The sequence below is a fragment of the Parabacteroides caeci genome, assembly GCF_023656795.1.
Lineage (GTDB): Bacteria > Bacteroidota > Bacteroidia > Bacteroidales > Tannerellaceae > Parabacteroides > Parabacteroides segnis.
The window spans coordinates 160,157-173,697 of sequence record NZ_JAMOKT010000002.1 but is presented as its reverse complement, the minus strand read 5'-3'; the positions used below and the strand labels follow the sequence as shown (position 1 = coordinate 173,697).

Here is a 13,541-nt window from a genome sequence, read left to right as displayed (position 1 = left end):
ATAATCAGGATAACTGCTTATTGATAGCCAGTAATTGTTCGATATGTGTCCGGTCGTTGCTGAGACGTGGAATTTTGTGCTGGCCGCCTAATTTCCCTTTTTCTTTGAGCCATTCGTAGAAGGCGCCTTCATGGGCGATTGTGATTTCCAGCGGTTGAAGAGATATTTCCTTATAACGTTTGGCCTCATAGTCCGAGTTTAATTCCTGTAATGTTTTATCCAGTAATGAAGCGAACTCTTCCATGGAAGGAGGCATCTTTTCAAATTCGATAAACCATTGATGACGGCCTTTCGCCTTGTCGAGCATAAAAAGAGGGGCTGCTGTATATTCTTTGACGATAGCTCCGGTCTGCCGGCTGACCTTACTGATTGCTTTGTCAGCATTATCGACCATCAATTCCTCTCCGAAAGCATTGATATAATGCTTGGTTCTTCCCGAAATAACGAATTTATGCGGGAAAAGAGAGGTAAAACGCACCGTATCTCCAATCTGATAACGCCATAGTCCGCCGGAGGTCGTGATGACCATCGCGTAGTTTTTTCCTGTCTCCACTGCTTCCAACGGCAGAATGGTCGGATTGGGCATACCGACTTCCGACATAGGGATAAACTCGTAGAATACACCGTAATCTTGCATCAACAGCAAACTCTGATCCGCCGGATCATCCTGTATGCCGAAAAATCCTTCTGAAGCATTGTACGTTTCCATATAATGCATCTTGTCCGAAGGAATGAGGGCTTTATATTGTTCCCGGTAAGGTTCGAAGCTGATACCTCCGTGGAAGAATACTTCCAAATTGGGCCAGACTTCGGTCAGATAGTCCCGTCCGGTCTTTTTCAGAACAGACTTGATTAATACCAACATCCATGAAGGAACACCGGAAAGACTGTTTACATCCTTATTCCACGTACTGTCTACGATCGCTTTTATTTTGCTTTCCCATTCATCCATCAGAATAATCCGTTTAGCCGGAACACGCATCAGGTTGACCAGCGGATTCAGGTTCTGTAGCAGAACTGCGGACAGGTCGCCGCAATGGGATTTTTGATTTAAAGGAGAAGGACTGTGGCTACCGCCCAGAATCAATCCTTTTTTGGAGAAAAAATGACTTTCCGGATTATTTCTCAGATAGAGGGCAACCGTGTCGAAACCACCTTTGTAGTGACAGCCCTGCAATATTTCCGGAGTGACGGGAAGGAATTTACTTTTGTCGTTCGTGGTGCCGCTGCTTTTGGCGTACCACTTTACTACCGAAGGCCAGAGTATGTTCCTTTCTCCGTTAATCATCCGTGTAACGTAAGGCTTTATGTCGTCATATATCTGCAACGGGACACGCTGGCAGAAATCTTCATATCTTTTGATACTTTTATAATCATATTTCAACCCCCATTCCGTGTTGCGGGCTGCCGATAATAACGACCGTAGCTGCTTGCGTTGCAGCCGGTCGGTCTCCTGCCCATATTTTTCTATCTCCTTTTGACGGGGGCGGAAGAGTAGTGATATTGTATTTGTTAAAATATCCATGCTCTTTTTATTTGTATAGGTTGCAAATGTAGGCATTCTCTTTTTATTTATATCTTTGTCGTATACATAATTAACAAAACAATGAAAATAGGTATCCTTTCTTCGGGAGGTGATTGTCCCGGTATAAACGCAACGATTCGTGGTGTCGGTAAAACTGCCATAATGCATTATGGTATGGAAGTGATCGGAATTCATAGTGGTTTTGTTGGCTTGTTGAACAAAGATATTCAATCGTTCGACGAACGTAGTCTTTCCGGTATCCTGAACCTGGGCGGAACGATCCTGGGTACTTCCCGTGAAAAACCGTTCCGTAAACTACTCGCCTCCGGTGAAAGTGAAAAACCTCAGGTTATTATACAGAATTATGAAGAATTAGGATTAGACTGTCTGGTCTGTATCGGTGGAAACGGTACACAGAAGACAGCCGGAATGCTTTCTGCCCTTGGTTTGAATATTATTGGTGTTCCTAAAACAATCGATAATGATGTGTGGGGAACGGATATAACGTTCGGTTTCGATACGGCTGTCAATATTGCGACGGATGCGATCGACCGTTTGCATTCTACTGCCAGTTCGCATAAACGGGTCATGGTAGTGGAGGTAATGGGACATCATGCCGGCTGGATCGCTCTTTATGCCGGAATGGCGGGAGGTGCGGATGTGATACTGCTTCCCGAACTGGGATATGATATGGACAAAGTAAACCAGACGATTCTCGACCGTGCCCATCGTGGCAAACCCTATTCGATTGTAGTCGTTGCCGAAGGAGTGGAAACGCCCGATAAGAAGCGTCCTTCCGATTATATCACCCGTACGATTGAGGCGGCAACCGGAATAGAATCCCGTGATACGGTGCTGGGATATATCCAGCGTGGCGGTAATCCTTCACCTTTTGACCGTAATCTGGCTACCCGCCTGGGAGGACATGCGACGGAGTTGATTGCCAACCGTCAGTTCGGGCGTATGGTCTGCATGAAAGGAAATAATGTGGAATCGATAGCCTTGTCGGAAGTGGCCGGCAAATTAAAACTGGTCACTCCGGAACATGATCTGATCGTTCAGGGAGAAAGAATGGGGATTTCGTTCGGTAAATAATTAATTACCGAACTTCTTCATTGATTGTGGCATCGATACACTGCGTACTATTACTTATTGTTTGCTTGACCGGAGCCTGTTCCTGCTCCGTTGTCGAATCTTCCTCCGGAAGATCTTCAAACTCATGCTCGGCAGTTGTTTCGCCGGTCTGTTTCTTTTTCAGTTCGGAAATGAATTGCTGGAATACTTTATCCGTACGCAATTTCTTGATTGCCATCTTAGCAGCGTTCTGCTGTGACTCCTTTTTGGAATAACCGATACCGACGCCTATTTGTGTGTCGGCCAGTGTGACGCCCGTTTGGAAGACCGGATTGCCGTCATTGTCGGTGAACGATTCTATCAATTCGAATGTAATTTCCAGTTTATTTTTCTGGCTCCATTCTATCAGACTGGATTTGAAGTTTACTTCTTTACGGGCGATATTATCCAGGTCGATGTATTTATTGATGATTACATCTTCTACAAAATGATAACACATGCGGTATCCCTGATCCAGATAGATTGCTCCGATCAGTGCTTCCAGTGCATTGCCATACATATGATTATTGTGAGAACTCAGTTTGGCTGAGTAGACAACCATCTTGTCGAGTCCCAGTTCAACGGCTACGCGATTGAGTGTTTCGCGTTGAACGATTTTGGAACGGGTGTTGGTCAGGAAACCTTCCCGTTTATTTTGAAAATGTTTGTATACAATGTCTGCCACGACGGCATCCAATACGGCATCACCCAAGAACTCCAGTCGTTCGTTGTTCAGCCATTTTCCATCGCTGGCTTCCACAGAGGAAGATTTGTGCAGGAAGGCCTGTTCGTAAACGTGGATGTTATCGGGGTAAAATCCCAGTATTTTATATAAAGAAGAATAAGGCTCCTTATTCTTATGTTTGAGGAGCCTTATCTTTTTGTATAATTGTGTAAACACTTTACTTCACAAATTTTTTTACAATCATGCTGGCATTGTGACCACCGAACCCGAAGGTATTGGACAGTGCTGCGTTAACCGTTCTTTTTTGTGCTTTATTGAACGTGAAGTTCAGATTGTAATCGATTTCAGGATCATTGTCTCCTTCTTCATGATTGATAGTCGGAGGAACAATATCTTCATTAACAGCCATAATACAAGCAATTGCTTCCAATGCTCCGGCTGCACCCAGTAAGTGTCCAGTCATAGATTTCGTTGAACTGATGTTCAGCTTATAGGCATGTTCGCCGAATACATCCAGAATAGCTTTTGCTTCCGAGATGTCTCCTACCGGAGTAGAAGTACCGTGAACATTGATATAGTCTATCTCTTCCGGTTTCATCTCTGCGTCTTCAAGAGCATTCTTCATCACCAGTTTTGCACCCAGACCTTCCGGATGAGAAGCTGTCAGGTGGTAAGCGTCTGCCGACATACCTGCACCGACAATTTCACCATAGATCTTAGCGCCTCTGGCCAATGCATGTTCCATCTCTTCAAGAATCAGACAGGCTGCACCTTCACCCATTACAAATCCGTCGCGACTTGCGCTGAATGGGCGCGAAGCTGTTTCCGGTGATTCGTTTCGGGTTGAAAGAGCGTTCATCGCATTAAAACCGCCAAGACCGGGAGCCGCAATAGCAGCTTCTGCACCACCTGTAACAATTGCATTTGCTTTTCCTAAGCGAATGTAGTTGAAAGCATCGGCAATAGCATTGGTTGAAGATGCACATGCTGAAACAGTCGCAAAGTTCGGACCACGGAAACCGTACATCATTGAAATATGTCCTGCTGCAATATCTGCAATCATTTTAGGAATGAAGAACGGGTTGAATTTCGGACCGATCGTGTCTTTTGTTTTTTCATAACTGGCAACTTCTTCTTCAAAAGTCCTGATACCACCGATTCCGGCAGCGAAAATAACACCGATACGATCTTTATTCTCATTCTCCAAGTCCATAGCTGCATCTGCAACAGCCTGTTTGGCTGCGCTGATAGCCAATAAACTATAGCGGTCGCATTTGCGAGCTTCCTTACGGTCCATCACCTCTAAGGGATCAAAACCTTTAACTTCGCAGGCAAAGTGCGTTTTAAATTTTGATGCATCAAAATGAGTAATAGGTCCCGCTCCACTCTTCCCGTTGATAAGGCCCTCCCAGGTTTCTGCGAGGGTATTACCAAGAGGAGTAATGGCTCCAAGACCTGTTACTACAACTCTTTTTAATTCCATACCTTTAATTAAAAGGATTGATTACTTCGCGTTAGCTTCGATATAAGCGACTGCATCGCCTACTGTTGTAATCTTTTCTGCCTGATCATCAGGAATTGAGATACCGAATTCTTTTTCGAATTCCATAATCAATTCTACAGTGTCAAGAGAGTCTGCTCCTAAATCATTAGTAAAGCTCGCTTCGTTTGTAACTTCTGTTTCTTCAACACTTAATTTGTCAACGATGATAGCCTTTACTCTAGATGCAACTTCAGACATAACTTTTTCAATTTAGATTAATAAATACGAATATACTTTTTAAATTTGCAGTGCAAAGAAAAGAATTTTTTATGTTACAAAACAAATTTAATGCACTAAAAATGCGGAAAACTGCACATTTTTTCTTTTCGTGTGCACTAAAACATAGAAAAATATGAAAAACGTAGCAATTTTTGCCTCCGGTTCGGGTACAAACGCGGAAAATATCGCCCGGTACTTCTCTAAAAGTGAAACCGTTAAAGTCGCGGTTGTTTTGTCCAATAATAAGAATGTGGGCGTTCATGCACGCGTCAATAATCTGGGAATTCCGTCTTTTGTGTTTTCCCGCGACGAATTTGTGGAAGGAACCCCCATTTTGGCGAAACTGGCGGAATATCAGATCGATTTGATTGTTCTGGCTGGTTTTATGAATAAGATTTCAGATGCGTTACTGACAGCTTATCCGGGTAAAATCATCAATATTCATCCGGCTCTGTTACCTAAACATGGCGGAAAGGGAATGTATGGGATGCATGTGCATGAGGCTGTCGTTGCTGCCGGCGAGAAAGAGTCAGGCATAACGATACATTATATAAATGAGAATTACGATGAAGGTGATATCATTTTCCAGGCTAAATGTGAGGTGTTGCCTGCCGATACCCCTGAAGAAGTGGCTACTAAAGTGCATGCATTGGAATATGCTCATTATCCGCATGTGATTGATGACTTATTGAAATAGTAAGAAAAAGGTATAAAAAATTAAGCCCTACCGGTAATTTCTTGATCCGGCAGGGCTTTTCATCTATTAGTGGTTTAATCAGAATGTCATGTTCAATTGCATCACATAAGTACGTGGTGCCGATACCAGCATCGGGCGTGTGCAATATTCTTTATTAAAGAGATTGTTGATCATAAACTGGAATGATACGTCTTTCGTTATCTTTACGCCGGCACGCAGGTCGACTACACAATAGTCCGTATTCTTTTCTTTCCAGTATGTATTAAGCGTTTCTCCGCCGATATTTCCATACAGCAGCTGACGGATATACTCCATGGCATCCGGCTGTTCTTTTTCGCGCTCGTCTACCATCAGATAATCGACTGCCAGCATCTTACTTTTCCAAGTCACATTCATACCCAGGTTCAGGCGTTTCCACTGGAGATCAAGCACACCTTTCACCGTGTGTTTCTGACGATATTTCAGATATTTGGAGTCGTTGGATTTTTCCTTGGCACGGAGAGGGTCGTTATATTGTGCTTCGATTTCGTTCTTTTCCTTGTAATCGATATCCTCGGGTTCGATGAAAACATATCCCAGGTTATAAGATAACTTGGTGTCGGGATTGAAGTTGTAGAAACCGTTTGTACTTATCTCTGCCCCATAGATGCGTGCTTTGGATACATTGTAGAATTGTGCACCGATACCCGGCATCTGACCTTTGGCAATGATACCCAGGATTTCCTGTGTGCTGTTGGCATAGGCATAAGAGTTGGGGTCGAAGAAGCCGAAACGGAATTCGATCATGTCCGTATATTGCGTATAGAAACCGGCCACATCGAAGAATCCCATCAGATTACCGAATTTATATCCTTGTTTGAAACCCAGTTCTGCATTTACCCCTTTTTCTGCCTTTACTTCATTGTTCGGGAATACACCGACTCCACCGATATCCTTGCGGGCATATTTCTCGGTCAGAGAAGGATAACGATAGCCTTGTCCGAAACTGGCCCGGATAAAGCTGTAATCAGCCAGTTGGTAATTCAAACCTGCACGGAAGATAGGTTTGACAGGTACTTTAGCTCCGAATATCTTTGTGTCGGCTTCACGAAGAAAATCATCCACACGATAATATTCGGCACGCATACCGGCAGACACGCTCAGACGGTCGAAAAAGCGTTGGTCATACTGGAAGAACAGGGCTGCATTGTCGCTATCGTGATTGCCTGTCGTTACAGAGGTGCTTCGCATATGTTCGTAAGTGGCTCCGGCTGTGATCTGTGTACCGTTGTCCCATTTTTTGTTGAACTGGTAATCCAGATAATACGTATAATTCTTGTCGATGGTTACCGGGTCAGCTTTCGGGTTGATCGCATTGGACAACCAAGGGATCAGGTCGGAGGTACTGCTAGGAATACCACGTTTCATCACCCATGAAAGCAGGTCGCAGTAATCGGCTGTAGTCGCTGTCGGGAAAATACTTCCCAGCAGATTGGTTGTTCCGTTTACCAGTCCGTTAAGGTCGCCTTGCAAAGCCGGCTGGATGATTGGATAGAGTATGCTGTAATCGCCGTTTTGTACGTTTTGCACAATACCGGTAATGGCATTGACATCAGTACCCATATTTCCCAAAATGTCCGTGATTGACTTCCCGCTGTTCGAGCCGTCTGCAATATTGTCACCGCGGTAATAGAAGCGGGCCTTTACCTTGTGGGAGGTATTATTATTCGGGTTTGTAAAATTAAAGAACGGGTCGATGTAGAAAGTATTTGCTTCGCGTCCCATATTGGCAATGGGAGACGGTTCATAAACATCTTTCGGCGAACGCCAGAGGAAGAAATCGGCATATTTGTCACTCATGAAGTTTACGTTGAAACCATAGTTCAGCAAATTGCCGTCTTTCATCGGCTGATGGTAAGTCAGGTTACCGCCGGCACGAAACCGTTTGTTGTAACCTTGTTTTTTATATCCTTCGTCGGTAAACATATTCAGTCCGGCCGATACGTCGAAGTTTCCGATGCGGCGGGCATGTGAGAAGTCTATCCCTTCATAAATCGGGTTGCGGATACCGGAGAATACGTTTTTACGCAGGAATGGCTCTACCTCATATTTACCTTCTTTCCAAAAAGATTTGTCGCTCCACCGGTATTCCTCGTTGTCGGGATCGCCGTAAATACCTAAATAAGTACGCAAGGTCGTTACCGGTGTCAGGCTTGGCCGTTTGGTCCGGATGTTGATTACACCGTTCAGGGCAGACGAACCGTACAGTACGGAAGAGGCCCCTTTCATAACTTCTACCTGTTCGATATTTTCCAGCGGAACGATATTCCAGTTAATGATTCCTGTACCCGAAGTAAGCGCACTCATTCCGTCGATCAGCACAAGGCTTCGTGAACCGACGCCGTAGGTCCAGCCGTTACCACCACGGATAGAAGGCTGTTTGTCGTTGATATCGACTCCCGGCATTGTATTCAGTGTGGCACTCAGGTCGGTTGGCGCTTGCTTGGTAATATCTTCGGCCTTCAGTAAATCCATGGAGACGGTGACATTGCTTAGTTTTTGTTCAAAACGTCCGGCACTGACTACCACATCTCCCAACAGGTTGGCTTTTACCTGCATGAATATATTTCTTGTCTTCGTTTCATTCCGGTTGATTACTACCGGGACCTGTTCGTTCTCATAACCGATGTAACTGAACAGCAGGTCGACACCCCCTTCCGGAAGGTTGATCTGATAAGAACCGTCTGCTTCGGAAATTGTACCGTTTGTTTCTCCCGTGATCCTTTTATAGGTAATATTGACTCCCGCCAATGGCTCATTGGTCTCCTTGTCATATACGAATCCTTTCATGATCTGTCCGAAAGCAGGACCGGTCAGGAAGGCAAGTAAAAATAGTATTGTATATTTTTTCATGTCTGTACTCTTTATTTATTATTGTATCTCCTTTTGTTTGCTTAGCATCATGCCTAGTTCCAGTGTTTTTGTTTGTTGCAGGCTACTGGCAAGCATTTCAAGCAAAGATGTTATCATCGGTCCCATCGGTCCGCCAAGTATTTCTTCCGGAAGAAGATCTTTTATTAAGGGTAACAGCGGAAGGAAAGCTGCAATTTCATCTTTATCCAGATACAGGAATATATCTCCCTTATAAGCGATTTGTCTGCCCATGCTGCTGTAAGGGGCTTCCGAATTTTTGCGGATATTCATCCGGATACCGGTAGTACTCCATTTATTAAGCTGCTGGTAAATGGCCGCGATAACGGAAGCATCGAGGCCGCCGTCTGCCTTAGTCTTATTCTGTTGAATCTGGTAAAGAATCATATCAATGTTGGGGACTATATAAAGTTCTGAGTCGTCTTTTACATAATAAGAAGCCAGATTGATCGGCGAAGTGAGCCATTCGCTCTCTTTTCTGTTCGGGGGAGTATTTATCAAATCTCCGATAGCTTTACCTTCCGGCATGGTGGCGTAGCGGGCTGTGATATTGCCATCCGGATTGAAAGAGACTTCATTGATAAACCAGCAGATCAGGTTTCCTGCAATAGGCTCCAGTATGGGAACTACCTGTCCCAGAAGAGCATTATCAGTTACTATATGAAAGGCATGGCGCATCAAAGTATATTCTCCCAAAACAGGGTCTGTTTCAGTAGATTCCCCACCTTGTACCGGATACCATGTTCCATTTGAAGTCAGTTGGTTCGATGCTATTTTTACATCGGTCAGATCGAGTGTCATCTTGCCTTTTTCAACATTTCCTTTATAAGCAAAAGTAGTGCCGTTGTTTCCGGTTCCGTTTCCTGAAAAAGAGTAACTGTTGCTTCCGGAAGTAACTGCTACGTTCTCCAGTAATGTTGTGGCTTCCCCGGGGAGGACGTAATGCAGTGTAATGGTTGCCGCATTGTTATCGGTTAGTTTGAAAGAGACATCCTTACCGATGAACTCACGTCCACTGTAAGTCAGGTTCAGTGTATTGCCACCTTCCGGTGTGCTCAACTTATTGGAATAGATTCCGTTTAATTCGGAACCGCCATCATCATCATTGTCATCGCAGGCAAACAGGAAAGGGACCATGCAGATAACATAAAGAAAGTTGCGCAATAAATACTTGTTCATTTACTTTTCTTTTTATTGTTTAATTTTGATGATACAAAGTACTGATATAACTTTGTACCAAACAATAGCTATATTTCAGAATCAATATTCCATTATTAAGAATTGACCTTTTGGTGGTATAATAACTATCTGTATATTAGTGTATGGTAAAATGACATTATTAATAATAGAATATCGAATGTGAAAAATAGACATTGACGGATATGTTTATATCTCCTTTCTTTGTTCTCATTATGTTAATGAGTATATTGTTAGGATTTTTAGCCTTTTTGGTCCGGATGCTTTTTAAAAGGAAGATAGCAGATAAAAAGGTAAGTGAGGCTTGTGAGGTAAAAGAACAATGTCTCCCGGATGGCAAAGAAGGCAAAGAAGTCTGATTTGTGATGAAAAAACTACGTCTAAAATATTGAAGAATGAAAATACTGCTTGTAACAAGAGGATCGCAAGGCGATGTACTGCCTTATCTGGCTGTAGCCCGCGAGTTGGTTAAACGGGGTCATGAGGTGACGGTAAATATTCCCCATGTTTTTGAGGAAATGGCAAAGAAATATCCTGTAAAAGTCGTTTTGCAGGATTTTGATAATATTGGCGGGATGATGGCCGACGCAGCCGAGAATAAACAGAGTTTCAAAAGGATTGTCGAGTGGACGCGCGAGGCGATAGACAAACAGTTTGTGCAGGTAATTCCGCTTTTGGAACAGAACGATGTTCTTGTAGCTGCTAATACTGAATTTGCCGCTACGGGGATTGCCGCGTATTGCAAGAAGCCGTTCGTCCGCACTTCTTTTGCGCCTTTTCTTCCGGGCGAGAAAATGCCTCCTCCTGCTTTTCCTTATCCGAAACCCAATCCGATCATTACACCTAAATTGCTTTGGCTGATGATGAACCGGGTATCCAACTATATGGTGAAGGATACGATAAACAAGAACCGTCGGAAATACGGATTGGCTCCAATCAGTAACTTTGGGGAGGATGCCGCAAAGAATAGTGATAACTTCTTATTGTACAGTCGATATCTGGGACATACCGATCCCGTCTGGGATAAACGTTTTCGCTGGAATATAGGTGGATACTGTTTCAATGATTCGTTTGAGTATGACGAAGAGGCTTATCAGGAATTGATGGCATTCATTAAAAAGGGAAAGACACCTGTTATCTTTTTTACATTAGGTAGTTGTACGTCGAACGATCGGGAACGTTTTTGCGGTATGCTGGCACGTATCAGTGACCGGAAAAAGTATCGACTGGTGGTTGGCTCAGGCTGGGCAAAAACAGGGGAGACTTTACAAGGAAGCGAACAACTTTTTTTGATGAAGAAACCGATTCCGCATCATTTGATTTTCCCTCATTGCGATGCCGTGATTCATCATGGTGGAAGCGGAACGACGCATAGTGTGGCACGTGCTGGTATACCTCAAATGGTCACACCTTTATTACTCGATCAGCCTTATTGGGCATATCGAGTACAAGTGCTGGGATTAGGTCCGGAACGAGTAAAAATCGCTAAAGTTTCCGAGAATGAACTGGAACGTAAAATAGCGGATCTTGTCGATAACCCGATTTATAGAAAGAATGCTGTCGCAATAAGTGAACAGATCAAAAGTGAACAGGGAATCGAAAACTTGTGTGATTATGTTGAATGCTTATTATCAAATTATAAATAATACCATTCCCCCATACCAATTTGTAAATTTAGGTTGATAGGCATTTTTTAACAGAAGGTGGTCACTCATTTCTTTTTCTTCCGGTAACTTTGTTGATGATAAGTCTTTCTGGAAGGCACCGAAGAGGAGCAGGCGATATTTGTTGTCATCTCCCAGCAGATGCCAGGGAGTAGCCAGGTTGGGCATGCCTTCTACTGCTTTCCGAAGATACTCTTCTGCTACAGATTGATTGCCACACCATCGGGTGATATATCCCAAACGGGCATAATCGGCAGGACCATCTGTCGGGGATGGTACTAATGTTGCCAACTGTTGTTGCAAAGCAAGGAAAAACACCGGATCGTTCTGCTGTAAATCACGGATACGTTTCCCGGTTAATAGACGGGGCATGTAGCGGATAGCATTGACTAGGGGTTGTAAAGCAGCTTCTTTTTCGCCTTGCAGATACAAGACATCCGACAAGGCGGAGAGATAGAGTGAGTTTTTAGGATAATGGGTTACCAGCTCTTCCGCCATCGGGAGGGCTTTCCCGAATGCTTTGCTGTCTATGTACAAGCGTGCCAACAGATAACGGATATGTATATCTTCCGGTTGCTGCTGTCGGGCTTTTTGTAATGCCAGCTCGGCAGCTTCTACAGCTTTCGGATCTCCTGTTTTCCGATAATATTGCATATAAAGCAGTCCGCGGTTGACCAGGTTCGGCGTTTGTTCCCCGTTTTGTTTCATCAGGCGGATGGCTTCGGTGTATTGCCCTTTTTCAAAAGCGGCTATACTTTGCCGAAGGTGTGATTCGTCTAGGTCTTGTTGGAGTATAAAGAAAATGTAACCAATATAGCAAACGGTTGTTATTGCGGGTAACAAATAGCCGGATACGGCAGGTTTGTGTTCCGTTTCCTCTTCCGGGAACTCTTCCTTTTGGAGAAAAGCCAGCATGGCGTAGACCATAAACAGGGAGAACGGCGTACTGAGCAGGGTTGCCTGCGCCATCTCTTTGGTCATTAAAGCCAGCAGTAGGCAACCGAGCATACAGCTTTCCGGTTGTTTCCTGCGTTTGATAATCGTGCGACATATTGCAATAGCCAATATCTGATAAAGCAAGCAGCCGATGATACCTTTTTCTATTAGTAGCTGTACAAGAATGTTGGGGGCGTATGATGTGTAAGAATGTGTTATATCTTGATTCAATGTCTGGTCGATAGCAAAGGTGTAATTGCCGTTTCCGTATCCGAATATCGGGCGTTGCCTGAATGTGTCCCACCCAGCTTGTGTGGCATTGATTCGTCCTTCGGTGCTTTGTTGCTGGGAGACGGTGCGGTTCATTTGCAAAGTAGTCTTCATCTCGCGGGGGAAGCAGATCCCGGTTAGCACGATGGCAGCCATACTGACCGCAAACAAACGAATCTTTTCCTGTTTGGACTTTACAAACAGCAGCCAACAAATCAGATAGACCCCAAGCGCGATGTAAGCTCCCCGTGAAAAAGAGAAGAGGAGGGCTAATACGGTGAGGAAAATAAATATCCCGGAATATTTACGGATTAAGCACACCCATCCCAACAGGACCAGCAACACTTCCGCCCATACGTTGGTGATATATCCCAGCGGACGGAACAGGAAACGAAAATGGTAGGTATCCTGAAAGCCGACACCCAGTACAGACTGTCGGAAGACAAAGAAAGAACAGATGGCTAACAATAAAGCCGCTCCGATAGGCAGGTAACAGCCTTGCTGGAGTTGCCGCGTAGCTTGCGCAGAGCCAAAGAGCTTGCGTAGTACGAAATAGACCGTCAAGCAAAAAAGAGACAATAGACTGTAAGAAATGGCAGGTGTCGTACATGCAGCGTTCAGGCATGAAATCAGGTCGTAAGCCGTGATTAGACAAAGGCTATAGTCAACCATCGTCCATTGTTGGAAAGGAAGCGGGCGCAACAGAACAAAACTGGCGGTCAACAACAACAAGCAGATTTTTAGTTTATCTTCTGCCTGAAACAAAAGTATAGCCATTATTA

At 44.2% G+C, this 13,541-nt stretch carries 10 protein-coding genes; 3 read left to right on the top strand and 7 right to left on the bottom strand.

Translation table 11 applies throughout. The features are described from left to right. Positions 1–4: 4 nt before the first annotated feature. Positions 5–1,525, bottom strand: a complete 1,521-nt coding sequence (locus tag NBH15_RS01820) for a GH3 auxin-responsive promoter family protein (protein ID WP_128132736.1) — start codon at positions 1,523–1,525, stop codon at positions 5–7. An 81-nt stretch (positions 1,526–1,606) separates the two neighbouring features. On the opposite strand from NBH15_RS01820, the gene NBH15_RS01815 reads away from it, so the two are divergent. Continuing rightward, positions 1,607–2,620, top strand: coding sequence for an ATP-dependent 6-phosphofructokinase (locus tag NBH15_RS01815; protein ID WP_128132737.1), 1,014 nt, complete (start codon positions 1,607–1,609; stop codon positions 2,618–2,620). A gap of 4 nt (positions 2,621–2,624) precedes the next feature. Here the strand turns inward: NBH15_RS01815 and rnc are convergent, their stop codons facing one another. The 3 genes from rnc to NBH15_RS01800 are packed head-to-tail and all read right to left on the bottom strand — an operon-like array spanning position 2,625 to position 5,064. Beyond that, positions 2,625–3,539 (bottom strand): ribonuclease III, encoded by a 915-nt coding sequence (rnc, locus tag NBH15_RS01810; protein ID WP_128132738.1) that lies wholly within the window; start codon positions 3,537–3,539, stop codon positions 2,625–2,627. A 1-nt stretch (position 3,540) separates the two neighbouring features. Next, positions 3,541–4,806: a beta-ketoacyl-ACP synthase II gene (fabF, locus tag NBH15_RS01805; protein ID WP_128132739.1), complete on the bottom strand. Its 1,266-nt coding sequence runs from the start codon at positions 4,804–4,806 to the stop codon at positions 3,541–3,543. Positions 4,807–4,827: 21 nt separating this feature from the next. Continuing rightward, positions 4,828–5,064, bottom strand: a complete 237-nt coding sequence (locus NBH15_RS01800; RefSeq protein WP_009860668.1) for an acyl carrier protein — start codon at positions 5,062–5,064, stop codon at positions 4,828–4,830. Positions 5,065–5,218: 154 nt separating this feature from the next. On the opposite strand from NBH15_RS01800, the gene purN reads away from it, so the two are divergent. Next, positions 5,219–5,782, top strand: a complete 564-nt coding sequence (gene purN, locus NBH15_RS01795; protein ID WP_009860669.1) for a phosphoribosylglycinamide formyltransferase — start codon at positions 5,219–5,221, stop codon at positions 5,780–5,782. A 78-nt stretch (positions 5,783–5,860) separates the two neighbouring features. Here purN and NBH15_RS01790 read toward each other — a convergent pair whose 3' ends face one another. Continuing rightward, positions 5,861–8,674, bottom strand: a complete 2,814-nt coding sequence (locus tag NBH15_RS01790; protein ID WP_250821859.1) for a TonB-dependent receptor — start codon at positions 8,672–8,674, stop codon at positions 5,861–5,863. An 18-nt stretch (positions 8,675–8,692) separates the two neighbouring features. After that, positions 8,693–9,871: a DUF4925 domain-containing protein gene (locus tag NBH15_RS01785; RefSeq protein ID WP_250821858.1), complete on the bottom strand. Its 1,179-nt coding sequence runs from the start codon at positions 9,869–9,871 to the stop codon at positions 8,693–8,695. A 413-nt stretch (positions 9,872–10,284) separates the two neighbouring features. Between NBH15_RS01785 and NBH15_RS01780 the strand changes: the two genes are divergently transcribed. Beyond that, positions 10,285–11,535, top strand: coding sequence for a glycosyltransferase (locus NBH15_RS01780; protein WP_250821857.1), 1,251 nt, complete (start codon positions 10,285–10,287; stop codon positions 11,533–11,535). Here the strand turns inward: NBH15_RS01780 and NBH15_RS01775 are convergent. Beyond that, positions 11,521–13,536 (bottom strand): O-antigen ligase family protein, encoded by a 2,016-nt coding sequence (locus NBH15_RS01775; RefSeq protein ID WP_250821856.1) that lies wholly within the window; start codon positions 13,534–13,536, stop codon positions 11,521–11,523. The two genes, NBH15_RS01780 and NBH15_RS01775, sit on opposite strands and share 15 nt — an antisense overlap. Positions 13,537–13,541 lie beyond the last annotated feature (5 nt).